This window comes from Tropicibacter oceani (genome assembly GCF_029958925.1).
Taxonomy (GTDB): domain Bacteria; phylum Pseudomonadota; class Alphaproteobacteria; order Rhodobacterales; family Rhodobacteraceae; genus Pacificoceanicola; species Pacificoceanicola oceani.
The window spans coordinates 3,188,322-3,213,198 of sequence record NZ_CP124616.1; the positions used below are offsets into that span (position 1 = coordinate 3,188,322).

Annotated in this window: 25 protein-coding genes; 14 read left to right on the forward strand and 11 right to left on the reverse strand. The window is 65.1% G+C overall.

Going from position 1 to position 24,877, the window contains the following annotated elements; all coding sequences use genetic code 11:
• Window positions 1-29: 29 nt before the first annotated feature.
• From QF118_RS15285 to QF118_RS15295, 3 genes are read left to right on the forward strand one after another with little or no spacing between them, the layout of a single operon-like run.
• Complete coding sequence (locus QF118_RS15285) at window positions 30-560, forward strand: hypothetical protein (RefSeq protein WP_282299908.1); 531 nt, start codon at window positions 30-32, stop codon at window positions 558-560.
• 26 nt (window positions 561-586) lie between these two features.
• Complete coding sequence (locus tag QF118_RS15290) at window positions 587-1,330, forward strand: SDR family oxidoreductase (RefSeq protein WP_282299909.1); 744 nt, start codon at window positions 587-589, stop codon at window positions 1,328-1,330.
• A complete protein-coding gene (locus tag QF118_RS15295; protein WP_282299910.1) occupies window positions 1,327-1,758 on the forward strand; it encodes a hypothetical protein in 432 nt (143 codons plus the stop codon). Before QF118_RS15290 ends, QF118_RS15295 begins: the two co-directional genes overlap by 4 nt.
• A 41-nt stretch (window positions 1,759-1,799) precedes the next feature.
• Here QF118_RS15295 and QF118_RS15300 read toward each other — a convergent pair whose 3' ends face one another.
• Entirely contained in the window at window positions 1,800-2,528 is a 729-nt protein-coding gene (locus tag QF118_RS15300) for a lytic transglycosylase domain-containing protein (RefSeq protein WP_317133881.1), read from the reverse strand.
• 356 nt (window positions 2,529-2,884) lie between these two features.
• Between QF118_RS15300 and QF118_RS15305 the strand changes: the two genes are divergently transcribed.
• The 3 genes from QF118_RS15305 (at window position 2,885) to QF118_RS15315 (ending at window position 6,575) form a co-directional block, all read left to right on the forward strand.
• On the forward strand, window positions 2,885-4,198 hold the full coding sequence (locus QF118_RS15305; protein WP_282299912.1) for a hypothetical protein: 1,314 nt from the start codon (window positions 2,885-2,887) through the stop codon (window positions 4,196-4,198).
• A gap of 85 nt (window positions 4,199-4,283) precedes the next feature.
• Window positions 4,284-5,798 (forward strand): Asp-tRNA(Asn)/Glu-tRNA(Gln) amidotransferase subunit GatB, encoded by a 1,515-nt coding sequence (gene gatB / locus QF118_RS15310; RefSeq protein WP_282299913.1) that lies wholly within the window; start codon window positions 4,284-4,286, stop codon window positions 5,796-5,798.
• A 366-nt stretch (window positions 5,799-6,164) separates the two neighbouring features.
• Window positions 6,165-6,575 (forward strand): DUF4177 domain-containing protein, encoded by a 411-nt coding sequence (locus tag QF118_RS15315; protein ID WP_282299914.1) that lies wholly within the window; start codon window positions 6,165-6,167, stop codon window positions 6,573-6,575.
• Between the two features lie 10 nt (window positions 6,576-6,585).
• Here QF118_RS15315 and QF118_RS15320 read toward each other — a convergent pair whose 3' ends face one another.
• A complete protein-coding gene (locus QF118_RS15320) occupies window positions 6,586-6,858 on the reverse strand; it encodes a BolA family protein (protein WP_282299915.1) in 273 nt (90 codons plus the stop codon).
• A 63-nt stretch (window positions 6,859-6,921) separates the two neighbouring features.
• Between QF118_RS15320 and QF118_RS15325 the strand changes: the two genes are divergently transcribed.
• On the forward strand, window positions 6,922-7,545 hold the full coding sequence (locus QF118_RS15325) for a J domain-containing protein (RefSeq protein WP_282299916.1): 624 nt from the start codon (window positions 6,922-6,924) through the stop codon (window positions 7,543-7,545).
• Between the two features lie 223 nt (window positions 7,546-7,768).
• On the opposite strand, the gene msrB is transcribed toward QF118_RS15325, so the two are convergent.
• From msrB to QF118_RS15345, 4 genes are all read right to left on the reverse strand, one after another.
• Window positions 7,769-8,242, reverse strand: a complete 474-nt coding sequence (gene msrB / locus QF118_RS15330) for a peptide-methionine (R)-S-oxide reductase MsrB (protein ID WP_282299917.1) — start codon at window positions 8,240-8,242, stop codon at window positions 7,769-7,771.
• A 196-nt stretch (window positions 8,243-8,438) separates the two neighbouring features.
• Window positions 8,439-8,996, reverse strand: a complete 558-nt coding sequence (locus QF118_RS15335) for a fasciclin domain-containing protein (protein WP_282299918.1) — start codon at window positions 8,994-8,996, stop codon at window positions 8,439-8,441.
• Between the two features lie 199 nt (window positions 8,997-9,195).
• A complete protein-coding gene (locus QF118_RS15340) occupies window positions 9,196-9,891 on the reverse strand; it encodes an anti-sigma factor (RefSeq protein ID WP_282299919.1) in 696 nt (231 codons plus the stop codon).
• Window positions 9,888-10,439: a sigma-70 family RNA polymerase sigma factor gene (locus tag QF118_RS15345; RefSeq protein ID WP_282299920.1), complete on the reverse strand. Its 552-nt coding sequence runs from the start codon at window positions 10,437-10,439 to the stop codon at window positions 9,888-9,890. Before QF118_RS15345 ends, QF118_RS15340 begins: the two co-directional genes overlap by 4 nt.
• Before the next feature lie 100 nt (window positions 10,440-10,539).
• Between QF118_RS15345 and cobS the strand changes: the two genes are divergently transcribed.
• From cobS to QF118_RS15375, 6 genes are all read left to right on the forward strand, one after another.
• Complete coding sequence (gene cobS / locus QF118_RS15350; protein WP_282299921.1) at window positions 10,540-11,526, forward strand: cobaltochelatase subunit CobS; 987 nt, start codon at window positions 10,540-10,542, stop codon at window positions 11,524-11,526.
• A gap of 177 nt (window positions 11,527-11,703) precedes the next feature.
• Complete coding sequence (locus QF118_RS15355) at window positions 11,704-12,105, forward strand: hypothetical protein (RefSeq protein WP_282299922.1); 402 nt, start codon at window positions 11,704-11,706, stop codon at window positions 12,103-12,105.
• Between the two features lie 106 nt (window positions 12,106-12,211).
• Window positions 12,212-12,673, forward strand: a complete 462-nt coding sequence (locus QF118_RS15360) for a hypothetical protein (RefSeq protein ID WP_282299923.1) — start codon at window positions 12,212-12,214, stop codon at window positions 12,671-12,673.
• Window positions 12,674-12,720: 47 nt separating this feature from the next.
• A complete protein-coding gene (gene cobT / locus QF118_RS15365; RefSeq protein ID WP_282299924.1) occupies window positions 12,721-14,601 on the forward strand; it encodes a cobaltochelatase subunit CobT in 1,881 nt (626 codons plus the stop codon).
• Window positions 14,602-14,810: 209 nt separating this feature from the next.
• Window positions 14,811-16,583, forward strand: coding sequence for an aminopeptidase P family protein (locus QF118_RS15370; RefSeq protein ID WP_282299925.1), 1,773 nt, complete (start codon window positions 14,811-14,813; stop codon window positions 16,581-16,583).
• A gap of 70 nt (window positions 16,584-16,653) precedes the next feature.
• Window positions 16,654-16,995 (forward strand): DUF427 domain-containing protein, encoded by a 342-nt coding sequence (locus QF118_RS15375; RefSeq protein ID WP_282299926.1) that lies wholly within the window; start codon window positions 16,654-16,656, stop codon window positions 16,993-16,995.
• A gap of 157 nt (window positions 16,996-17,152) precedes the next feature.
• Here QF118_RS15375 and QF118_RS15380 read toward each other — a convergent pair whose 3' ends face one another.
• Together QF118_RS15380 and QF118_RS15385 are read right to left on the reverse strand one after the other, a co-directional pair.
• Window positions 17,153-17,716, reverse strand: coding sequence for a CHAP domain-containing protein (locus tag QF118_RS15380; protein ID WP_282299927.1), 564 nt, complete (start codon window positions 17,714-17,716; stop codon window positions 17,153-17,155).
• A 138-nt stretch (window positions 17,717-17,854) separates the two neighbouring features.
• Window positions 17,855-19,489, reverse strand: coding sequence for a chloride channel protein (locus QF118_RS15385; RefSeq protein WP_282302497.1), 1,635 nt, complete (start codon window positions 19,487-19,489; stop codon window positions 17,855-17,857).
• 117 nt (window positions 19,490-19,606) lie between these two features.
• Between QF118_RS15385 and QF118_RS15390 the strand changes: the two genes are divergently transcribed.
• Window positions 19,607-20,980 (forward strand): FAD-binding oxidoreductase, encoded by a 1,374-nt coding sequence (locus QF118_RS15390; protein WP_282299928.1) that lies wholly within the window; start codon window positions 19,607-19,609, stop codon window positions 20,978-20,980.
• Window positions 20,981-21,097: 117 nt separating this feature from the next.
• On the opposite strand, the gene recN is transcribed toward QF118_RS15390, so the two are convergent.
• From recN to lpxC, 3 genes are all read right to left on the reverse strand, one after another.
• Window positions 21,098-22,750 carry a DNA repair protein RecN gene (recN, locus tag QF118_RS15395; protein WP_282299929.1) on the reverse strand — a complete coding sequence of 551 codons (1,653 nt, stop codon included), beginning with the start codon at window positions 22,748-22,750 and terminating at the stop codon, window positions 21,098-21,100.
• 36 nt (window positions 22,751-22,786) lie between these two features.
• Window positions 22,787-23,638 carry an outer membrane protein assembly factor BamD gene (locus QF118_RS15400; protein ID WP_282299930.1) on the reverse strand — a complete coding sequence of 284 codons (852 nt, stop codon included), beginning with the start codon at window positions 23,636-23,638 and terminating at the stop codon, window positions 22,787-22,789.
• Window positions 23,639-23,826: 188 nt separating this feature from the next.
• Window positions 23,827-24,747 carry a UDP-3-O-acyl-N-acetylglucosamine deacetylase gene (gene lpxC, locus QF118_RS15405; RefSeq protein ID WP_282299931.1) on the reverse strand — a complete coding sequence of 307 codons (921 nt, stop codon included), beginning with the start codon at window positions 24,745-24,747 and terminating at the stop codon, window positions 23,827-23,829.
• Between the last annotated feature and the right edge of the window lie 130 nt (window positions 24,748-24,877).

Consider the following 24,877-nt stretch of genomic DNA (forward strand, 5'->3'; position numbering starts at 1 on the left):
CAAGTTCGATTGGAATCAGGATCTTGCCCGTGCCTTTTATCATTGCCGCGCTTGGTGCGCTTGCCGCCTTCTATTTCTTTGTCATCCGGGCCCGCAACGCGCAGCACATGGCCAGCGAAGTGCTGGACGCCGCCAATGACGTGCGCCTCGCCGCGCGCCGGTTCGGCTTCCGGCGGCAGGCGAATGTGCACCCGGTCGAAACCATCGAAGAGCCGGGCATTGCGATTGCCGCCCTCGGCAACGCCTTTGTCGAACTGGACGATCTGCCGTCCAAGGATCAGCGCGACGCCCTTGTTATCGCTCTGGCCAAACACGGGCAGATGCCCAGTGACGAGGCGCAGGAGCTGACGGTTCTGGGCCGCTGGCTCATGAATGAATGCGGTAGCCCGGATCAGGCGGTGCCGCGCCTGGCGCGCAAGCTCTACAAACTTCAGGGCGCGGATGGCTTCACACCGCTGCTGGAGACGGTTCAGGCCATCGTCAAGGCTGGCTCTGGTACGCTGAGCGGCAAGCAAAAAGAGGCGCTGGACGATATCCGGCGTATCTATAGGATCAAGTGACGCGCCAACCGTCACAAGGACCAGCCATGAGCAAGATATTGATTGTCACCGGAGCCAGCGCAGGCATCGGGGCCGCCACCGCGCGCATGGCGCCGAAAAAGGGCTATCACCGCGTCGTGGTGCACTATGGCCGCGATCAGGCGGGGGCCGAGGCCGTGGCCGAGGATATCCGCGCCGACGGAGCCAAGGCGATTGTCATCGGCGCGGATGTGTCGGACATGGACGCGCTGGCCGAGATGTTCGGTGAGATCGCCATGCTGGAACCGGGGCCCATTGATCTGGTCAACAACGCCGGGATCGTCGCGCCCAAGGGCGGGATCGCCGATCTGACCCCCGACCGCGTGCGCCGGGTGTTCGAGGTCAATGTCTTTGGCGCGATCGAGGTGTGCCGGTTGGCGGTGCTTCAGATGCGCGACTGGGGCATGGGGGGCGGCATCGTCAACATTTCCTCGGCGGCCGCGCGGCTGGGGGCGCCGGGGGAATACACCGATTACGCCGCCTCGAAGGGGGCCATCGACACGCTGACGACCGGGTTGGCGGATGAACTGGCGCCCGAGGGTATTCGCGTCAACTGCCTGCGTCCCGGCCCGATCGAGACCGGCATTCACGCCAAGGGCGGCCAGCCTGACCGCCTGCAAAGCATGGGCGCGAAAATCCCGCTGGGCCGCGCGGGCAAGGCCGATGAAATCGCCGCCGCCGCGCTGTGGCTGCTGTCGGACGAGGCATCCTATATGACCAAGGCGTTTCTGGATGTGTCAGGCGGGCGATGATCTATCGCTTTGAACGCAGCGGGCGAAACCGCCGGACGCTGTGGGTGCTGGGCCTGATCTGGGGCGCGCTTGGACTGGCCTTGTGGCGGCTTGACGCCTCGGGGTGGATTGCTGCGGGGCTTTTTGCCGTGACCCTGCCGGCGCTGTGGGATTTCATCACCGCGCGCCCCGCCGGGCTGGAACTGGACGACACCGCGCTGCGCTGGTGGAGCGGTCGACACAAGGGCGACGCGCGGCTGGACAGCATTGATCATGTGCGCTTTGACACGCGGCTGGATCTGTCGGTCAGGGTGCGGCTGGTGCTGGCCAATGCGTCACGGCGAAAACTGACGATCCCGCAGGACGCCCTGCCCCTCTGGCAAGAGCTGCAGCGCCAGTTCGAAGCGCGCGGCGTTTCGGTGCAACGGCACCATTTTTCTGTCTTCTGAGCCGGGACGCAGCCGCCCCGGCAACCGTTCGGGCAAAGCCGTCAGCTTTCCGAATGCGCGATCCCTTGGCCCTTGGTGCTGAGCACGGGCGCGGGGCGCGCAGGCACATCCGCCGCAGAGCGGACCGGCACATCCGCCGGGCGCATTTGCGGACGCACATCGGCATACAGCTGCATCGGGTCCGGGGTCTGCAGACCATCGGGGCGCGCAACCGGGCGCAGCGACCGCGACAGGCCGGCGCAATAGGGCTGCTGGCGGGTCCACTGGCGCATGTCTTCGCGCTTTTTGCTGGAATGGAACGGGCCCCAGTCGGCGGCCACACCGCGCATCCCGGCGCTGATCACCTGATCACGCGGCACGGTCACGGCCATGATCCGCATGGCGCAGCTCAGGTTATCCTCGGGGTCTTTCAGGGCCTCGCCGCTTTTGGCCTTGCAGCCGTAACCGCGGGCGGTGCCGGGCAGGATCTGCGTCAGGCCATACCAAAGCCCGCCGCCGCCCACAGCCGTGGGACGGTATGTGCTTTCGTGCTTGGCCAGGGCCGAGACAAGGCCGACCCAGAACGCCTCGCGTGCTTCGCGGGACGCGGTGGGATAGGCCGGGCACCAGTTGGCGATGTCCTTTGGCACGGTGTCGGGCAGCACGCTGGCATGGCTGCGCAGGCTGGAGACGATCGCCAGCGACCAGCTGGGTTTGCCCCCGTGCTTGTCCCACCGCGCGGGCGGAATAACGACAGTGCGCCGCGCAACGGGGCGCAGCGAGGTGTTCACAGCTAGGTCAGTGTGACCCGAGGTCTCGGCAGAAAGAGACCCGGATGCAGCATCGGGCAGTGGGGTCGGGGCTGGATTCGCCGCAACCGACGTCGCCAGAAGCGCATAGAAAATGGCAGCACGCATCATGACGCGCGGAACCTGACCGATCCCGCAGATTCGATCAACCCCACCAAAAGTCCCTAGGTGATTTCCCGCCGATCGGGAAAATCAACCCCGTTTTCAGGGCAATTGTTGCCGGGCCAGGAACGCTGTGTCGCGCAATACCGCGCCTGTCCGGGCTTTGCCGAAGGAAGGTCGAAGGAACACCCCCGTCCTGCCCCGTTTTGGCCCGGATTGCCCGCCAGTTTGCCCGCATGACAATTACAGATGTGCTGCCCGCCATGCGTTCCTTTAGTCCTTCTGCCTTTGCCGCCCGTTTTTCCGCGCGCCGCAGCGAAAGTGCGCCCGCGCCCACCGCCGCGCCTGCCGCTGTTCGCCCGGAATCCGAGCCGCGCAAAGCTGAACCGCGCGCGCCGCGCAAGGTCGAACCGCTTCGCCCGCGGATCGAAATCCCGGTCCGCGACCCGTCGCCGGCACACAAGATTGCCGAAGGGTATCGCGACCGCGGCCGGTTCCTGGCGCGTCAGGAAGAATGGGAAACGCTGGGCCGCGAAATCTGTGCCGCGGACCGCGACCGCCTGCTGACCAAGGGCCTGCGCTCGGTCGCGGCGCTGCTGGCCGAGGGCGCCCGGTCCGATGCGGTCGAGGCCGGACGCGCCGCCGTGCAAAAGGGCGAGGCCAATGCCGCGCGCGCGATCCTGACCGCGCTGGAACTGAACATGGAAGAGATCCCCGATTGCCCCGCCACGGCCTATGTCGTGGCCATGGCGCATATCGATCTGGCGCGCGCCTGGGCCGGGGCATCGCGCGCCGCCGATCTGTCGCCGCCGCGCTTCATGTCCTTCAAGGAACACATGGGCCTGGCCGCCGAACTGGCCGACCGCTTTGACCCCTTTGAAACGCAATCGCCGCTCTGGGCCGAGGTGCGCTGCCGGGTGCTGGACATCGACCCCCGTCCGTCGCAGCGCGTCTGCGACGATTACGAAGACCTGATCGACCTGGAACCGGGAAACCCCGACCACCTGCGCGCCCTGGGCCGCGACCTGCTGCCGCGCCGCTTTGGCAACCGCGAAACGCTGGAGCGCGAGGCCCGGCGCGCCGCGATGCGCACCGAGGATGTCTGGGGCGTCGGCGGCTATAGCTGGGTCTACATGGGCGCCATCGAAAAGGACCCCGACGCCCTGCGCGGGCTGGATGCGGACCTGTTCGCCGAGGGGCTGCACGACATCCTGTCGCGCCACCCCGGTCAGGACATGGCCAATCGTCTGGCCGCCTTTACCGGGATGACCGCATCAAGCGTTTCGGCGCCCGGCACCATTCAGGCGCGGATTTCCGACTGCTTCAACTGGATCGCGCAGGATCACCTGCACGAACTGCATCCGGCGGTCTGGGCCCTGGCCCCCGCCCCCAGCCGCGAGGAACGCGTCGAGATCGAAACCTGCGATCTGGTCAAGCGCGGCCGCACCCGTGCCATATCCGCCCTGGCCGAACATTTCGCGCCCTTGCTGGATGGCGGGCGGCGGCTGGTCTTTACGCCGCAGGGCCTGCAGATGCCGCGGCTGGATTAACCCGCATTGCCCCTGCCCCAGCCCCTTGCCCACATGGCGCCAACGTCCTAGAACCCGGGGCGCATATGGAGCCAAGGAGCATGTCATGCTGGATCTGACCTATTCGTCCCCCAAACCCAAGGTCATCGCGGGGGCCAAGCATGATTGGGAACTGGTCATCGGCATGGAGGTGCATGCGCAGGTGGCCTCCAAGTCCAAGCTGTTTTCGGGCGCTTCGACCAAATTCGGGGCCGAGCCCAATTCCAACGTCGCCTTTGTGGACGCGGCCATGCCCGGCATGTTGCCCGTCATCAACGAATTCTGCATCGAGCAGGCGGTGCGCACCGGGCTGGGCCTGAAGGCCGAGATCAACCTGAAATCGGCCTTTGACCGCAAGAACTATTTCTACCCCGACCTGCCGCAGGGCTACCAGATTTCACAGCTGTACCACCCGCTGGTCGGCGAAGGCGAAGTGATCGTCGACATGGAACCGGGCGTCGCCCGTCTGGTGCGGATCGAACGCATCCACGTCGAACAGGACGCGGGCAAATCGATCCACGACATGGATCCGAACATGTCGTTCGTCGACCTGAACCGCACCGGCGTCGCGCTGATGGAAATCGTGTCGCGCCCCGACATTCGCGGCCCCGAAGAGGCCGCCGCCTATCTGGCCAAGCTGCGCCAGATCCTGCGGTACTTGGGCACCTGCGATGGCAACATGCAGAACGGCAACATGCGCGCCGATGTGAACGTGTCGGTCTGCCGCCCCGGTCAGTACGAAAAGTACCAGGAAACGCAGGACTTTTCGCATCTGGGCACGCGCTGCGAGATCAAGAACATGAACTCGATGCGGTTCATCCAGATGGCGATTGATTACGAGGCCAAGCGCCAGATCGCGATTCTGGAAGCAGGCGGCAAGATCGATCAGGAAACCCGCCTGTACGACGCCGACAAGAACGAAACCCGGTCGATGCGGTCCAAGGAAGAGGCGCATGATTACCGCTATTTCCCCGACCCCGACCTGCTGCCGCTGGAGATCGAGCAGGCCTGGGTCGATGACATTCAGGCCAGCCTGCCGGAACTGCCGGACGAGAAAAAGGCGCGGTTCGTCAAGGACTTTGGCCTGTCGGAATATGACGCCAGCGTGCTGACCGCCGAGGTCGCCAATGCCGCCTATTTCGAGGCGGTCGCAGGCGAGGCAGGCGACGGCAAACTGGCGGCAAACTGGGTCATCAACGAGCTGTTCGGCCGCCTGAAAAAGGAAGACCACAGCATCGAGGACAGCCCGGTGACGCCCTCGCAGCTGGCCGGGATCGTCAAGCTGATCAAGTCGGACGCGATTTCCGGGAAGATCGCCAAGGACGTGTTCGAGATCGTCTATACCGAGGGCGGCGATCCCGAAAAGATCGTCGAAGACCGCGGCATGAAGCAGGTCACAGACACCGGCGCGATCGAGGCCGCGGTCGATGAGATCATCGCCGCCAACCCCGACCAGGTGGAAAAAGCCAAGCAGAACCCGAAACTTGCGGGCTGGTTTGTCGGTCAGGTCATGAAGGCCACCGGCGGCAAGGCCAACCCCAAGGCGGTGAACGAGATCATCAGCGCCAAGCTGGGATTGTGACCGGGTGCGGGGCATCGCCCCGCCCTGTGACAGACCAATTCAGGACGGCTGTTTCCGGCATCGGAAGCAGCCGTTTTCTTGTGGTTCGGGCCGCGCAACCCCCGCTTTACCTAAGGTAAGGAATCCCTGACTGACCTGATCAAGGGGGAAATGCTATGGTTTGTTCACCGGCACCGCATTCAGTCGGACAGCCCTTGTATTTCCGGGCGACCAAGACAAGAATTTTACGGGGGGATTTTATCCGTTTGTTTCTTACCAACAGGGGCGTGGCCGCAAGGCCCGCCCCTTTTTATTGCCGCATTTTCTCCCTTAGGGTTCCTTATCGGGCTGCCAGTCTGGCGCTGGCAGAGCAAGGAATCCGTCCCGATGCAATTCGAATACAAGGTGGTCCCGGCACCCGCAAAAGGCGAGAAGGCCCCAGGCGCCAAAAGCGCCGAGGCGCGCTTTGCCCATGCGGTCGAGCGGATCATGAACGAGATGGCCGCGTCGGGCTGGGAATACCTGCGCTCGGACACCCTGCCGTCCGAGGAGCGCGCGGGGCTGACCCAGACACAGACCGTCTGGCGCAACCTTCTGGTGTTTCGCAAGGCCGCGCAGCAGGCGGCAGCCCCCAAGGAACCCCAATTGCTGGCGCCCCCCGATCCGGCCTTTCAAGGCGGGCCCACCCCACAGGCGCAGCGCCCAGCCCCGGCCGAGGAAGACAGCGAGCCTGCCCTTCCCGGCCTGCCCGGCGCGCTGGTATCGCGCGCCCAACGTCTGCGGCAGGGTCAGGCCTAGGGGCCGCGGCTCAGGGCGTCGAAATATCCAGCGACAGCGCGTGAATGGCGCCCATCAGATCGGGCCCCAGCGCCGCATGCACCGCCCGGTGCCGCGCGATGCGGGACAGTCCTGCAAAGCCCACAGCCTTGATTTCCACGTGAAAGTGGCTTTCGCCCGATCCGTCGTGCCCGGCATGGCCCGCGTGGCTTGCGCTGTCATTGCGCACAAGCAGATGCTCGGGCGCAAAGGCCGCACGCAGACGTTCCTTGATGTGATCAGCTTTCGTCAATTTTCCGCTCATGCCCCCTGTAAAACCTTCGGATTTAGTCTAAGGTCTGGCCTCCGAGTCGAAAAGGTGTGAACCATGAGCAGATCAGACCCCTTCGGTTTTGACATGTCGATCAAATCCGCGAAAAAGAAGAATCCACGCGGCCGCAGAAGCATGTCGGGGGAACAGGAAACCTCGACCCGCATCTGTGATCATGACGGCTGTGAAGAACCCGGGAAATTCCGCGCGCCCAAGGCGCCCGACGTGCTGGACGACTTTTTCTGGTTCTGCCGGGACCATGTGCGCGAATACAACGCCAAGTGGAGCTTCTTTGACGGCAAGACCGAGGCCGAGATGAACGCGCAGGAAAGCGCCGATAAGGTCTGGGAGCGCAAGACCAAGGAATGGCGCGACCCCGAGGCCAAGGCCTGGGCCCGCCTGGGCATCGAGGACCCGCACCAGGTGCTGGGAACGAACGCCACCCGCAATCCGGGCCGCAAGGCCGGGGGTGGCCGCAAACTGCCGCCGACCGAACGCAAGGCCATCGACATTCTCGAGGCCGATGACAACATGACCAAGGCGGAAATCCGCGCGGCCTACAAGAAGCTGATCAAGGTTCTGCACCCGGACATGAATGGCGGCGACCGCAGCCAGGAAGAACAGTTGCAGCAGGTGGTCTGGGCCTGGGACCAGATCAAGGACAGCCGCAGCTTCAAATGAGTTTGGCGGGGCGCAGCGCGGGTTGCGCCCCCAGCCAGACGCCCGCCCAGGGCGAATTCACTGGACATACACGTATAAGTTGTTGTATGGTTCTTGCAGGCCCGTGCAATTTGTCTGCCGGGCAAGAATTGACCACTCGCGGATGCCTTGCGGGCGCGTGACCTGTTTCCAGACAGGCCAGGCGCCCGTTTCCTTTTTTCGGGCGACCCGGGCTGTGCCGCGGTCAGGCGGCGGCGAATTTCAGGCTGACGCCGTTGATGCAGTGGCGTTTGCCGGTCGGCGCCGGCCCGTCGTCAAAGATATGGCCCAGATGCGATCCGCAGCGGCGGCAGTGGCATTCAGTCCGCACGCCGAACAACGAGCGGTCCGGCTTGGTCCCGACCGCACGGGGCAGCGCCTGGTAGAAGGACGGCCAGCCGGTGCCGCTGTCAAACTTGTGCTGTGACGAATACAGCGGCAGATCGCAGCCCCGGCACAGGTAGGTTCCGGCTTTGGTGTTCTTGTCGAGCGGCGAGGTAAAGGCGCGCTCGGTCCCTTCTTCGCGCATGACCTTGTATTCCAGCGGCGACAGCATGGCCTTCCACTGGGCTTTGGTGCGGGTCACTTCGAAACTGCCCGATGCGGCCTGCGCGCTGCGCGCAAACAGCGTCGCCGCCGCGGTGGCTGTCACGGATTGCAGAAAATGGCGGCGTTTCATGGGGGATCCTCCTGAGGTTGGCAAAAGAATGCGCCCCCGGCGCTTTCGGGACAAGCCGGGGGCACTGCACGTTTGCGCGAGCACTGGGATAGGTCACACAACAAGGCGCAAACGCACGAGGGGGTGGCCGGGCCCTGCAAGGGGGCTGCGCCCGGCCACGGTTCGGGGGGATCATGCGCCCCCCCTTCCCCGCCTCTTACTGGGCGGGCAACAACACGCGGTCGATGACGTGGATGACGCCGTTGGACTGGCGCACATCGGCGATGGTCACCTTGGCGTCGCGGCCGTTTTCATCGGTCAGGATGATGTTCTGGCCAACCATTTTGGCCTGCAGGGTGCAGCCGCCCACGGTGGGTACCGCATGCACGCCGCCGTCGTCGGCGATCATCCCGGCGATGGCATCGGACAGCGCATTGGTCGCCACCACATGACAGGTCAGGATCTGCGCCAGCTGGGCCTTGTTCTGGTCCATCATCAGCGCGCTAAGGCTGTCGTCGGAAATCTTGTCAAAGGCGGCGTTGGTCGGCGCAAAGACGGTGAACGGCCCTTCCGAGTTCAGGGTATCCACCAGGCCGGCCTGCTGCACGGCGGCGACCAGGGTGGTGTGATCGGCCGAGTTCACGGCGTTTTCGACGATGGTCTTGTCGGCGAACATGGCGGCGCCGCCGACCATGGGGTTGGCCATCTGGGCAAAGGCGCTGGTGGCCAGGACGGTGGCGGCGGCAAGGCCGGTCAGTGTTGCGATACGGGTCATTCGAAGTCCTCCGGGTTGATGTTTCCCCACCGTCTTTCCGGTCGGGTCACATGCAGTCACGAAGCCCGGGGGCCGACAGTTTCAGCCAAGCGATCACAAGGCGATCACGGATGCGTGAATGGGCGGGGGTCCGATTGCAACGCGGCGCGCGCCCCGGGCCTGCCCCGGCGCCTGATGGCCGATACGAAGGGGGAAAGGATCAGCTGCGGATGTCCAGCGCGGCAAGGGCCAGAACCGGCCCGCTGGGCGCGCCGGTCACCGATCCGCCCAGCGGTTCAAGCGAAATCGCCACCATCGCCCCGGGCTGCATCAGCGCGGTCATCTCTGGCGGCACAGGGATCTGCGTCAGGTCGTCCTGTGCCATCAAGCCCACCGACACGGGCGCGGCATCCGCTGCGGGAATCACCCAGATCTCGATAGAGTTGTCGGTCGGGAACGCCCCGCCATCGCGCCGCAGCATGAAGGTTTCGCTGTCCGGCGCCCAATGCGCCAGCAGCACATAGCCCTGATCCTGTGCCACGAGATCGGCGTAAAGGTGCGTGCCCTGCTGCGGTGTCAGCACCCCCGAGGTATAGACCCCCCAGGTGATCGCCGCCGCCGCCACGCCGCCCGCAAGATAGGGCAGCAAAAGCCGCCAGCCGGGCCTGCGCCGGGTGCCGAAGGCCTGCGCCGAGATCCGCTTCCACAGTTGTGGCGGCGGGGCTTCTTCGGGGATGTCGTCGGTGAAGGTGCTGAAATACTCGGCCCAGGCGACCACGTCCTGCTCCAGGTCGGGATCGGCGCGCATCTGCGCCTCGAAGGCGGCGCGTTCGTCCTGCGGCAGCAGGCCCAGCACGTATTCCGCCGCCATTGCCTCCCACCCGCCGGGGAAATCGGTTTCGGTCTCGGTGCTCATGCGCTCAGACACTCCCGCAGCTGGATCAGCGAGCGGCGCAGCCAGGTGCGCACCGTGTTCAGCTTGATCCCCGTGGCCGCGGCCAGGTCGGCATAGCTGGCGCCATCCAGATAGGCGCCGCGCACCATTTCGGCGCGGTCGGGCGGCAGTTCGGCCAGGCATTCGTTCAAAATGCGTGCCTGGTCGCGCGCCAGGGTCTGTGCCTCGGGTCCCGGGCCGGGATCGGACAGCCTGTCGGTCAGCTCGGCCAGATCGACGCCGCCGCCCTGCCGCGCCTGGGCGCGCAGCCGGTCGATGGCGGCATTTCGGGTCACTGTGATCAACCAGGTCATCGGCGAATATCCATTGGCACGGTACTGGCCCGCCCGGTTCCAGATGCGCAGGAATACCTCTTGCAACACCTCTTCGGCCAGGGCCCTCGACTTTAACACACGCAGGCAGACGCCAAAAAGTTTCGCCGAGGTGCGCCCGTACAGCGCCTCGAACGCCTTGCGGTCGCCCATCGAGACGCGCGCAATCAGTTCTTCGATTTCTTCCTGCGCCGTCATGTCCGTGAAACTATCCGCTTGCTCTTGCCCCTTCTTGAGATTTGGTGCACCACGGGCCCAAGAGACGGAGCCGCGAACGCGAAAAGAGGACGGAGCAATCATGGCCAATGGCGAGATCGATATCAACGCGAAACCGACCGAAGAGATTTCGGTTCGTGAAGTCTTTGGCATCGACAGCGACATGGTCGTGCATGGTTTCCCCGATGCAACAGAGCGCGTGCCCGACATCGACAGCACCTACAAGTTCGATCCCGACACCACGCTGGCGATCCTTGCGGGCTTTCGCAACAACCGCCGGGTGATGATCCAGGGCTATCACGGCACCGGCAAATCGACTCATATCGAACAGGTGGCGGCGCGCCTGAACTGGCCTGCAGTCCGGGTGAACCTGGACAGCCACATCAGCCGGATCGACCTGATCGGCAAGGACGCGATCAAGCTGGTCGATGGCAAGCAGGTCACGCAATTCCAGGAGGGCATCCTGCCCTGGGCGCTGCGCAACCCCACCGCCATCGTCTTTGACGAATACGACGCAGGCCGCGCCGACGTGATGTTCGTGATCCAGCGCGTGCTGGAAACCGACGGCAAGCTGACCTTGCTGGACCAGAACAAGGTCATCACGCCGCACAAGTATTTCCGCATCTTCGCCACCGCCAACACCGTTGGTCTGGGCGATACCACGGGCCTGTATCACGGCACGCAGCAGATCAACCAGGGCCAGATGGACCGCTGGTCGCTGGTCGCGACGCTGAACTACCTGTCGATCGACGCCGAAACCAACATCGTTTTGTCCAAGGCGCCGCATTACAACAACGACAAGGGCCGCAAGACGATCCGCCAGATGGTGACCGTGGCCGATTTCACCCGCCGCGCCTTCATGAACGGCGAATTGTCGACCGTGATGAGCCCGCGCACCGTGATCGCCTGGGCCCAGAACGCCGAGATTTTCCGCAACGTCGGCTATGCCTTCCGCCTGTCCTTCCTGAACAAATGCGACGAGCTGGAGCGCCAGACCGTGGCCGAGTTCTATCAGCGCTGCTTTGACGAGGAACTGCCCGAAAGCGCGGCCAGCCTGTCGCTGGGCTGAAACCTCTGACATGACCAATTGAAAAAAGCGCCTGTTCGGGGCGCTTTTTTTGTGGCTGCGGGCGTGTCGTTCCCCCGCCAAGGCTGGCCGCAGGGGCTGTGGGATCGCAGCCACTTTTTCGAAAAGTTTTCATTTCGCTTAATCGAAAAGCAGAACCTTTCGTGTACCGTCTGATTTATGGGCGGTTTGAAAACATACGTTCTGGGCCTGATCTTCTGGGCCGTGGCTGGGGTGGGTCAGGCCATGCCTCTTGAAATCGGCGACCAGGCCCGCAGTTTTGCCGCCTGTTTGGGGCGCTATTCGGCCACCATGGAACATGAATGGCTGATGGGGCGCGACGGGGCCTTGGCGCAGGATCGCCGCCGCCTGTTCGAAAGCCTGCTGGATGCCGTGACCCATGACGCCCGCACGGCCGGGCTGACCGGCGCGCACCTGCTGCATATCCGGATCGAGGCGAAATTCGCCCAGGCCCGCCTGTTGCAGACCGCCAGTCTGGGCCAGGACGCCCGCCGCGCCAGATACGCGCAATCGCGGGCCAGCCAGTTGATCGGCACCTGCCAGGCAATGGTCCTAGGCTAGGGACCGCCGATGCCCTTCGCGGGCCGTTGGACGCCGCGATCGGGCGTGGTATCTGGAGGCCAATCCCCGCGCGATGACGGGGCCCTTGATGGCAGGACATATGACGATGATCAGACGGACGGGCCTTTTGGCCGCAGCGGCGCTGGCCGCCCTCACCCCCCTTAACCTCTCTGCCGCGACGCAGGACGCCAAGAGTTTCCAGGCGCGGCTGGACGAAACCGCCGCCCCCGCCGGCGAGGCCAAGGCGACCGTCGCCTGCGCCGGGCTGGCCGCCGCGCTGCGGATTGCCGCCCCCGATGGCAGCAACGCCAAGCAGACCTTTCGCACCCTCGAGGAAGAGCTGGTGTTCTACGCGATGATGACCCGCCGCGACGCCGCCGACGAAGACCAGCAGACCGCGCTGGCCTTTACCGAACCCCATGTGCGCAATATCAGCGCGATCTACCTGGAACGCTTTGCCAAGAACAAGGAAACCAGCGGCGCGCTGCTGGACAACGCGGTGCGCGCGAACTTTGCCTTTTGCAACGCGATGCGTGATGAAATGAAGGCGGCGCTGGAGCAGAATTAACGCCGCGCCCCCTTGCCAAATGCCTGCGCTCGGGGGAAATGTGGACCATGGCTCAGCAATCCGACAACCCCGCAGATCCCTTCAAGAAGGCCCTCGCCGAGGCCACCAAGGTCATGGCCGACGATCCGGAACTGACGGTATCCTATACCGTTGACCCTGCGGGGGTTTCGGGCGACTCGATGCGCCTGCCGCAGGTGTCGCGCCGCATGACGCGGGACGAGGTCCTGCTGGCGCGCGGCACCGCCGACGCGCTGGCGCTGCACCGGCGCTATCACGACAATGGCACCCATGCGCGCTATGCCCCGCCGGGCGACATGGCGCGCGAATTGTACGAGGCGATGGAAACCGCCCGATGCGAGGCAATGGGCGCGCGCGACATGCCCGGCACCGCCGGCAACATCGACGCCAAGATCAGCCACGAGGCAACGCGCCGCGGCTATGGCCAGATCCGCGACAAGTCCGAGGCGCCGCTGCCGGTGGCCGCCGGGTATCTGATCCGCCACCTTGCCACCGGGCGCCCGCTGCCGCCCGAGGCGGCCAACGTCATGAACCTGTGGCGCGACTACATGGACAAGCAGGCCGGCGAGACGCTGGAAAACCTGGACAAGGTGCTGTCGGACCAGTCGGCCTTTGCACGGCTGGCGCGCCAGATGATTTCCGATCTCGGCTATGCTGACCAGCTGGGCGACGATCCCGACCAGATGGACGAAGAGGCCGAGGACGACGGCCAGCAGGACGGGCAGGACGAAGAGGAACAGCCCGACAGCACCGGCAACGACGAGGACCAGGGCGAAGAGGCCGACGCCAGCCCCGAGCAGTCCCAGGACGAGACGATGGACCCCAGCCAGGCGCAGGTGTCCATGGACGAGGCCGCTGACCAGGAGATGGGCGACGAAACCGAGATGCCCGAGGGCGAAGCCCCGCTGGAGCCGCCGCCCCCCGCGCCGATTTCCGAGGCCGACCCGGACTACAAGGTGTTCAACACCGACCACGACGAAGAGATCCTGGCCGAAGACCTGGCCGAGCCGGCCGAGCTCGAGCGCCTGCGCGCCTATCTCGATCAACAGCTGGAGCCTCTGAAGGGCGCGGTGTCGCGCCTGGCCAACAAACTGCAACGGCGGCTGCAGGCACAGCAGAACCGGTCCTGGGAGTTTGACCTGGAAGAAGGCATCCTGGATGCCGGGCGGCTTGCGCGGGTTGTGGCCAACCCGACGACTCCGCTGTCCTTCAAGGTCGAAAAGGACACCGAGTTCCGCGACACGGTGGTGACGCTGCTTTTGGACAACTCGGGCAGCATGCGCGGCCGGCCGATTTCAATCGCCGCGATCTGCGCCGACGTTCTGGCGCGCACGCTGGAACGCTGCAACGTCAAGGTCGAGATCCTGGGCTTTACCACCCGGGCCTGGAAAGGCGGACAGGCGCGCGAGACCTGGTTGAACGAAGGGCGCGAACAGCAGCCCGGACGCCTGAACGATCTGCGCCACATCATCTACAAGGGGGCCGATGCGCCCTGGCGCCGGACGCGCGACAACCTTGGCCTGATGATGAAGGAAGGGCTGTTGAAGGAAAACATCGACGGCGAGGCGCTGGAATGGGCGCACCGCCGCATGGTCGGCCGCCCCGAGGCGCGCAAGATCCTGATGGTGATTTCCGACGGCGCCCCGGTCGATGACAGCACGCTGTCTGTGAACCCGGCGAACTACCTGGAAAAACACCTGCGCGACGTGATCGCCATGGTGCAAAAGCGCCGGCAGGTCGAATTGCTGGCCATCGGCATCGGCCATGACGTCACACGGTATTATGACCGAGCTGTCACGATCACCGATGTCGAACAGCTGGCCGGCGCGATGACCGAGCAATTGGCCTCTCTTTTCGACAGCGATCCGCGGGCCCGGGCGCGGGTGATGGGAATCAAGCGCAGCGCCTGAAGGGGCGCTGGTTTCGCCGCGCTGGCGCGCGTCGACCGACGCTTGTTTGCTGCGCAAACAAGCGTTTGGCGGGGGCTCTGCCCCCCGCGCGGCCGGGCCGCGCGCCCCCCGGGATATTTTGGGCAAGAGGAAACGGCCGGGGGCAGGATGGCTCTGGCCTGCGCCGCGAAAACGGCTAAGACTGCGGGCAAAGAACGCAGGAGGCCGCCATGTTCCAGAGTTTCGAAACCACCGCATCGCCCGAGCAGGGCCCCGAGCGGCTGGCGGCTTTGCGCGTAGCCATGCAGGCGGCTGGGGTTGACGGGTTCCTGGTGCCGCGCGCCGATGCCCATCAGGGGGAGTATGTGGCCCCTCGCGACGAGCGGCTGTCCTGGCTGACCGGATTTACCGGGTCTGCCGGGTGGTGCGTGGCCCTGCGCGCGCGGGCTGCGGTCTTTGTCGACGGGCGCTACCGTGTGCAGGTCAAGACGCAGGTGGCGGAGTGTTTCGAAAAGGTCGACTGGCCCGAGACCTCGTTGGCGGACTGGATCGGCGCGGCCCTTCCTGCGGGGACCATGGGCTTTGACCCCTGGTTGATGACCGTGGAGCAGTTGCGCGGGCTGGACTCCAAGCTGCCCCATGACCTGCGCCCCTGTGACAACCTGATCGATGCGATCTGGGAAGATCAGCCCGCAGCGCCCATGGGCGCGGTCTTTGCCCAGCCGATTGCCCTGTCCGGTGAGGCGCATGAGGACAAGATTGCGCGCCTGGCGGCCGGGCTTGGAGAGGCGCGGGCGGCGGTGATCACCCTGCCCGATTCCATTGCCTGGCTGTTGAACATTCGCGGCAGCGACGTTGCGCGCAATCCCGTACCGCAGGGCTTTGCCCTGTTGCACGGTGACGCGCGTGTGACCCTGTTCATGGCGGCTTCCAAGTTGACCGATGTCAGGGAGCACCTGGGCGAACGGGTGACAGTCGCGGACCCAAGCGGGTTCGAGGCGGCGCTGCGTGCTCTGGAGGGGCCGGTGCGGATCGACCCGGCATCCTGCCCCGTGGCCGTTGCCGCCGCGCTGGAGGGGCGCACAATGATCGAGGCCGACGATCCCTGCATCCTGCCCAAGGCCTGCAAGAACTCCGTCGAGCTGGAGGGCAGCCGCGCCGCCCATCTGCGCGATGCCGCCGCCATGGTGCGCTTTCTGGCCTGGCTGGACGCCGAGGCGCCGGGGGATCTGACCGAGATTTCCGTGGTTCAGCGGCTCGAGGCGGAGCGCCGCGGCACCAATGCCCTGCGCGACATCAGTTTCGAGACGATCAGCGGCGCCGGGCCGAACGGGGCCATCGTGCATTACCGCGTGACCAAGGACACCGACCGCCCGTTGCGGGCGGGCGAATTGCTGCTGGTGGACAGCGGCGGGCAATATGTCGATGGCACCACCGACATCACCCGCACCGTGGCCATCGGCCCTGTCGGAGAGGAAGAGGCGCTGATTTTCACCCGTGTCCTCAAGGGCATGATCGCGATTTCCCGGCTGCGCTTTCCAAAAGGCATGGCGGGGCGCGACATTGATCCCTTTGCCCGCGCCGCCCTGTGGGAGGCCGGTCTGGACTATGGTCACGGCACCGGGCACGGGGTGGGCAGCTATCTGTCGGTGCACGAGGGGCCGGCGCGGATCAGCCGCACCGGCACCGTGGCCTTTGAACCGGGGATGATCCTTTCGAACGAGCCGGGCTTCTACCGCGAAGGCGCCTATGGCATCCGCATCGAGAACCTGATCGCCGTTCAACAGGCCCCCGCCCTGCCCGGCCAGAGCGTGCCGCAGATGTTGTGCTTTGAAACCCTGACCTGGGTGCCCATCGACCGCCGCCTGATCGTGCCTGCGCTGTTGACCCAAGCCGAACGCGACTGGCTGAACGCCTATCACGCCGAGGTGCTGCGCCGGGTTGGTCCGCTGGTCGATGATGTCGCAGGGGGCTGGTTGTCAGAGGCCTGTCGGGGTATCTGACAGGAGATCTTTACAAAGCCGTGTCAGATGGACACGCGCGTTGCTTGAAAAAAGACAGGGGGATGCGACCATGACGACGATTTCGATTTCACCGGCACAAGGCACCTGGGTTGTTCGCGCTGGCGGCGCGGTCATCGGCGAAAGCAGCCGCGCGCTGGAACTGGCCGAGGGCGATCTGCCCTTTGTCATCTATTTCCCCCGCGAGGATATCGCCACCGCCCTGCTGGATGCCACCGCGCACAAGACCAGCTGCCCGCACAAGGGCGAAGCGTCGTATTATTCGATCATGTCCAAGTCCAAGACCTATGCGAATGCTGTCTGGTCCTACGAGGACCCCAAGCCCGAGGTTGCCGCGATCAAGGGCTATCTTGCGTTCAACGTTCAGGACGGCGTCGCGGTCGAACAGGTCTGAGGCAGGTCTGCGCGCCCTTCCCTGTCCGGGCGCTGTCCCGGACCGCTGCAAACCTTTGCGCCAGAAAGAAAGCCAGCCCTTGCAAGGCTGGCTTTTTCACTTGAATCCGGGGCGGCACGGGGCGCAGGCGATGCGCGGCCCGGCGGGCACCTAGTGATCAGCTGTCGGATTGCTCGGGCAGGATGAAGCCGTTCACCGGGTAGGTCTTGCCATAGGCGCCGGGGGTCGACATGACCTTGACCGCCGACCAGTCGCCGCGCTCGGACACGTCGATGACCGACATGCCCAGCGACACCTTGTTGCGCACCCAGTTGGCATGGTCGATCATGATCTCGCGCGGCGAGACCACCTTGGACACCACGGCGACATGGCCGCGGGTCATGCCCTTGGTCGAGGCAAAGGCCATGACCGCGCCGGGCTGCGGCGTCTTGCTGCGATCGTAAAGGCCCTTGGCCTTGCCCCACCAGGTGTGGGCATCGCCGCGAATCTGCACGCCCGATGCGTTGCGGGCAAAGGGCACGCACCAGACACGCTGGCCGTTCTGATGCTTGATATCGACCTCACGCAGGGCAAAGGCGCGTTTGTCCAGGTCGATCCCTTCGGGCAGGCCGATCTGGATGTCCGCGGTGCCGGCCGGTTGCCGGGCACAGGCGGCCGTCAGGGCCAGAACTGCAAAAATCGAAAATCGGCCCAGAGCCTTGCGCACTACCCGTTTGGTCATCCTGTCCATCGCCTTGTCATTGGGAACGCCGTTGTCTCACGGCTTTGGGCGGCTGTTTACCAAGCCTTGGGATTCTTCCAAAGCGGGCAAAATCCGATCGGCGGAAATTCGCCCCGATCCGGCGGGCGTCTGAGGGGGTCAGGAGTGTTCTTCGGCGGCGGTGGCCGCAAGCGCGCGGTTATAGGCCTTGAGCGCGTCGACATGGAACAATGCGCCCTGCAGCACGGGCGCGCCTGCGTCGTCCAGCAAGACCACAGGCAAGAAAGCCACCCCGGATTTGTCAAACCGCGGCAGCGCGGTTTCCAGCGTTGCCGTGGACATGACGTAAAGCCCCTGTTCGATCATCGTCAGGCAGGTGGCCTCGTCGGCGGCGCCTTCGGCATCGGGTTTGCGCATGACGCCCTGCACCCGGAACATCGCCAGCAGATAGGCCTGCGGGCCAGCGGCCAGATGCACGTTGCGCCGTTCGAGTTGGCTGAGGAAAAAGGACCGGTCCACCAACCGCGAGGCCAGCGCCGTGGACATCGACACCGAGATCATCACCGCCAGCCCGGTCTGCCAGTCTCCGGTCAGTTCGAACACGATCAGCGTGGTCGAAATCGGCGCACCCAGAACGGCCGCCGCCACCGCGCCCATCCCCGCCAAGGCGTATAGCGTAAAGGCCGAGGACACATCGGGAAACAGGCCCGTGGCGATATGGCCAAAGGTCAGCCCGGTCAGCGCGCCCAGCATCAAGGACGGGGAAAACACCCCGCCCCCCATGCGGCCCGCCATGGTGATGGCCACGGCGATCACCTTGAGCACGGCAAAGACAAAGGCTTCGTGCAGGACCAGCCCGCCGGACAGCGCGCGGCTGGTGGTTTCATAGCCGACGCCGATGATATGGGGGAATTCGATCGCAATGGCGCCCAGCAGCAACCCCGCCACCGCCGGGCGCAACCAGCGCGGCAGGCCCAGCCGGCTTTGCAGCGACGACTCGAAATCATCGGCGAAAAAGATTGCCCGCATCATGATCACCGCCACAAGGCCGCAGACCAGGCCCAGGATGAAAAAGGCGGGAAGCTCCAGGTAGAATTCCACCGTGGTGGTGCCCGGCAGCACGAATTCGGTCACATCGCCGTAAAACAGCCGGTTGATGACGGTGCCCGCCGCGCTGGCCACCACGATGGGGGCAAAGGCATGCAGGGCAAAATGGCGCAACACCACTTCGAGCGCGAAAAGCGCCCCGGCGATGGGGGCGTTGAAACTGGCCGAAACGGCGGCGGCCACGGCGCAGCCCAAAAGGTCACGCCCGGTGATGCCATCGACGCGCAGCAGGTTGGCGACCCAGCTGGAAATCATCGAGGCGATATGCACAACCGGCCCTTCGCGCCCCGTGCTGCCGCCGGTCGACAGGGTGATCCAGGAACACAGCGCCGAGGCGATCCCGGCCTTCTTTTCCACCCGCCCGTCGTTCAGCGCCGCGCCCTCGATCACATCGGCAACCGACCGCACGCGCCCGTCAGGGGTAAAGAAATGCACGATCAGCCCGACCGCGATGCCGCCCGCCACCGGGATCAGCAGCACCCAATACCACGGCAGGGTTTGTGCAAAACTGTGCAGCGCGTTGACGTTTCTTGTGCCGTAAAGCGTCGCCTGCAACCATTCGATGGCAAAGCGGAACAGGATCGCGGCAAAGCCCGAGGCAACCCCGACGCCCAGGGCGATGAACCAGAACTGGATCTGCGACGGGCCCTGGTGGCGCAGCATATCCCAGCCGCGCGCGAAATTCATCGCCGCCAGGCTGGCCTGCTTTTTCGCGAAACCCCACAATTCCCCGTCCCCCAATCCGGTGACTTCCCCCGCGCGCAACTCGCCGTTAAGGTGCATTAACCTTTTTCGGAGAGCCCAATGCAGATTGCGCAGGCACTAGACGACCTTACCCAAGTCCTAGGCGAACGCCTGTCCCGATCCAAGTCCGATCTGGACCAGCATGGCCATTCCGAAAGCCATTTTCCGGTTACCCCGCCCGATGCGGTCGCCTATCCGCAAACCGCGCAAGAGGTGCGGCGCATCGTGCAGATCTGCGCAACCCATGGGGTGCCGGTGATCGGCTGGGGGGCCGGGACCTCTTTGGAGGGGCACGGGCTGGCGGTGCGCGGCGGTGTGGTGGTGGATTTCATGCACATGAACAAGGTGCTGGAAATCCGTCCCGCAGACATGGACGTGACGGTGCAGCCCGGTGTCACCCGCGAGGCGCTGAACCAGGAGCTGCGCGCCAGCGGCCTGTTCTTTCCGGTTGATCCAGGGGCCAATGCCAGCCTGGGCGGCATGGCGATGACCCGGGCATCGGGAACCACGACGGTGCGCTATGGGTCGATGCGCGACAACGTGCTGGGGCTGCAGGCGGTGCTGGCCGACGGGCGGGTGATCCGCACCGGTACGCGGGCGCGCAAATCGGCCTCGGGCTATGATCTGACGGCGCTGTTCGTCGGATCCGAGGGCACGCTGGGCCTGGTGACGGAGCTGACGCTGAAGCTGCACGGCATCCCCGAGGCGACCAGCGCGGGGATCTGTTCCTTTCCCGACATGGCCAGCGCCGTGGCGGCGGTGCAGGAAACCATCCAGATGGGCATTCCGATGGCACGGATCGAATTTGCCTGCGCCGATACCGCCCGCGCCTTTAACGCCTATGCCGGCACCGACATGGCCGAGGCGCCGCACCTGATGGTGGAATTCCACGGATCGCCGGACAGCGTGGCCGAGGATGCGGCCCGCTTTGCCGAGATCGTGCAGGACCACGACGGATCGCCATTTCGCTGGTCGGTCAAGGAAGAAGAGCGCCGCGCGCTTTGGGCTCTGCGCCACAACGGATACTATGCCATCCTTGCCTCGCGCCCCGGGGCGCGGGCGCTGGTCACCGATATCTGCGTGCCGATTTCGCGGCTGGCGCAGGCGGTCGAGGAAACCCAGCATGACATCGCCGCATCACCCCTGCCGGGGCCGATCCTGGGCCATGTGGGGGATGGCAATTTTCACGCCGTCCTGCTGCTGGACCCGGACCGCCACGACCAGCTTGAGGCTGCCAAGGCCTTGTCGCACCGCATGGGATTGCGTGCGCTGCAACTGGGCGGGACGATCACCGGAGAGCACGGCATCGGCATGGGCAAGACCGGGTTGATGGAGGCCGAGCACGGCGAGGCCTGGGATGTGATGGGGCAGATCAAGAAGGCGCTGGACCCGCAGAACATCATGAATCCCGGCAAGTTGCTGCGCGGCAACTGAGCGGTTTCGTATCGGCTGCGCCGATACGACCGACCGGGGGCGCTGCCCCGGGACCCCCGGGATATTTCTGGCAAGAGGAAACAGCGGCGCGGTGCGGATGCGCCGGGGGCGGCTGGTTCAGCCGGCCAGAAGCGCGCGGGCGGCGGCGCGGGCCTCGTCGGTGACGGTATCGCCGGCCAGCATGCGGGCGATTTCAGCCTCGCGGTCGTTTGCGCCCAGCGGAATCACCGTCGAGGTTGTCATGTCCCCGGTGACGCGTTTTTCCACCCGCCAGTGGTGCCCGCCAAGCGCCGCAACCTGCGGGCTGTGGGTGACCACCAGAACCTGCCCGCCTTCGGAGAGGGCCAGCAGCCTGCGGCCCACCGCGTTGGCGGTCGCGCCGCCGACGCCGCGGTCGATTTCATCGAAGATCATGGTGACGCCGCTGCCCTGCTGTTCGGACAGGCAGACCTTGAGCGCCAGCAAAAAGCGCGACAACTCGCCGCCCGAGGCGATCTTGTTCAGCGGACCCGAGGGGGCGCCGGGGTTGGTGGCCACGGTGAATTGCACTGCATCGGTTCCTTCGGGCCCGGCGCCGCTGGTGGCGATTTCGGTCAGGAAGACCGCGCGCTCCATCTTGAGCGGGGCGAGTTCCGAGGCGACCGCCGCATCCAGCCGCGTTGCCGCCGCCTTGCGTGCCGCCGTCAGCGCCTGCGCGGCCTTGTCATAGGCGGCATCGGCGTCGCGGACCGCCCGTTCCCAGGTGTCGATGCGCGCCGCGCCGGCGTCCAGCGCTTCGAGCTGGCGGGTCAGCGTGGCGGCGTGATCGGCCAGATCGTCCGGTTGCACGCCGTGTTTGCGGGCCAGGCCACGCAGCGCGAAAAGCCGTTCTTCGGTGGTGTCCAGATCGTTCGGGTCGAATTCCAGCGCATCGAGGCAATCGGCCACGCCGCGCGCGGCTTCGTCGAGTTCGGCCATGGCGCGCACCAGCGCACCGATTGGGGCATCCAGCCGGCCCTCGGCCTTGTCGGCCGCGCCTTCGAGCCAGCGCAGGGCGCCTGACATCGCCCCTTCGGCGCCGTCATAGCCCAGGGCGGTGGAGGCCTGCGCGATGTCTTCGCGGATCTTTTCGGCGGCCTGCATCATGCGGCGCCTTGTGTCCAGCTCTGCCTCTTCGCCGGGTTGCGGTGCCAGCTTGTCCAGTTCGGCGACGGAATGGCGCAGGAAATCCTCTTGGGCCTGCACCGCCTCGAGGGCGGCGCGGGCCTCGGCCAGACCCTTGCGGGCGGCGGCGCGGTTGGTCCAGGCGTCGCGGGTGCGGTCCAGCATGTCCTGCGGCACGCCAAAGGCATCGAGGATCGCGCGGTGCCCCTTTGGGTCCAGCAGCCCGCGGTCGTCGTGCTGGCCGTGCAGTTCCACAAGCGTTTCGGACAGGCGGCGCAGCACCTCGCCCGACACGCGCCGGTCGTTGATCCAGCCGGTCTTGCGCCCGTCGGCGGTGTTCACCCGGCGCAGGATCAGTTCGTCGCAGACGGGCAGCCCCGCCTCTTCGAGCACGTCAAAGGCGGCGTGGCCAGAGGGCAGTTCGAAGACGGCTGTCACCTCGCCCTGGTCGGCGCCGCTGCGCACCAGTTCGGCGCGGCCGCGCCAGCCCAGCACGAAGCCAAGCGAATCGAGAAGGATGGATTTGCCCGCGCCGGTTTCGCCGGTCAGCACGTTCAGGCCAGGCTGGAACGCAAGGTCCAGCCGGTCAATGATCAGCATATCGCGGATTTCAAGCGCCCGAAGCATGACGTTCCGTAGGGCGGGGTACTACCCCGCCACCCCTTAGATCCACTCGCCCTTGATCATCTGGCGATATATCTTCGACAGCCAGCTGTCGCCGAACATCTTCATTTCAAGCCCCTGCCCGGTCAGCAGTTTGTAGCTGTCCTCGTACCACTCGGTGGACTGGTAGTTGTAGCCCAGAATCGCGCCGGCGGTCTGTGCTTCTTCGACAAGGCCCAGCGACAGATAAGCCTCGACCAGGCGGTGCAGCGCCTCGGGGGTGTGGGTGGTGGTCTGGAAATCCTCGACCACGACGCGGAACCGGTTGATCGCCGAGGCATAGTGATCGCGCTTGAGATAATAGCGCCCGATCTCCATTTCCTTGCCTGCAAGGTGGTCAAAGGCCAGGTCGAATTTCAGGATCGACGAGCGCGCGTATTCGCTGTCGGGATAGCGTTCGATCACTGTGCGCAGCGCCTGCAGCGCCTGGAAGGTCAGGCCCTGGTCGCGGCCGACCTCTTCGATCTGGTCATAGTAGGACAGCGCCAGCAGGTACTGGGCATAGGCCGCGTCGTCATCGGCCGGATAGAAATCGATAAAGCGTTGCGCGGCGGCGCGGCTGTTTTCGTAATCCTTGTCCGAATGATAGGCAAAGGCCTGCATGATCAGCGCGCGCTTGGCCCATTCCGAATAGGGGTACAGGCGTTCGACTTCCGAGAAGTAGATCGCGGCCTCTTCGTTGTCGTCGACGGAAATTTCGTATTCGCCACGCTCAAAGATCTGCTTGGCGGTAAAGCCCTCAAGCGAGCCGCCCCCCGGAGCCGTTCCTTTTTGACGCAGTTCATCGCACCCGGCCAAAGCCAGGACCGCCAGCCCCACGATCACCAATTTCCGCGATCTGCCCGCTGCCATGCTCGACTATCCCCTCGATCTCCATCGAGGCCGCCCCGTTCCGGGCTGCCTTTGAGTTGGGCTTAGCACAGAAAATCCCGGTGCAAAATGTCTTAAGCGCGTTTTCGCACGCAAAGAGAAACCTGTAGCAGGGATTTCTGGCGGGAATACGCGCAATCCGAACAGGGTGTCCGATGCGCGCACGCCGGTCAGGCGACGGCGGGCACTTCGTGCCGCTCGACCCCGGCGCCGGGAAGGCGCGCGGCCATCACGTCGTCACACAGCACGATGCGGAAGGCATCGGGATTGGCAAAGACCTCGCGCAGCAGCGCGTTGGTGATGGCGTGCCCGGCCTTGTGGCCTTCGTAATGGCCCAGGATCGGGGCGCCGGCCAGCGACAGATCGCCAAGCGCGTCCAGCATCTTGTGGCGCACGGCTTCGTCCTGGTGGCGCAGACCGCCGGGCGACAGGATCTTGTCGCCGTCGACGACGACCGCGTTTTCATAGGTGCCCCCCAGCGCCTTGCCCGCTGCGCGCATCGCATCGACGTCGGAGGCGCGGCAAAAAGTGCGGCTGTCGCAGAGTTCACGCACAAAGCTGCCGTTGGCCAGGTTCAGACGCTTGTCCTGAACGCCGATCGCCTTGTCGTCAAAGTCGATGTGGAAGGACATGGTTGTCCCCTGCTCGGGCGACAGACGGGCCCAGCCATGGGCCGTGTGCACCGATACCGGAGACAGGATTTCGATGGCCCGCACCGGCGCCGTCAGCTCGCGCACGCCGCGCGACAGGATACCGCGCACGAAGGGCGCCGAAGATCCGTCAAGGATCGGGCATTCCGGGCCGTCGATCTCGATCAGGGCATTGTGGATGCCGCAACCGGCCAGGGCCGCCATCACATGTTCGATGGTCGACACGGATACGCCGGCGGCGTTCTTGATCAGGGTGCACAAAGGCGAGGATTCGACCACGTCATAACGGGCCGGCACCAGGGTATCACCCAGCGAAATGTCGGTGCGCTTGAACCAGATCCCGTGCTCGGCCATCGCCGGACGAATCGTCAGTTTGGCCGGCTCTCCGGAATGAAGACCGACGCCCTGAAAGCTGATTGCGCTGCGAATGGTTGTCTGCACGGTATGACCTGCTTCCTTACGCGGACTTATGGCGCCCGCAGTGTTGGAATATGAGGTACGGCACAGGGCCCGTGGGCTCAAATCAAAGATTGTAACCAAGTGAAACACGGCTGTAATCCTTTCGGCGAAA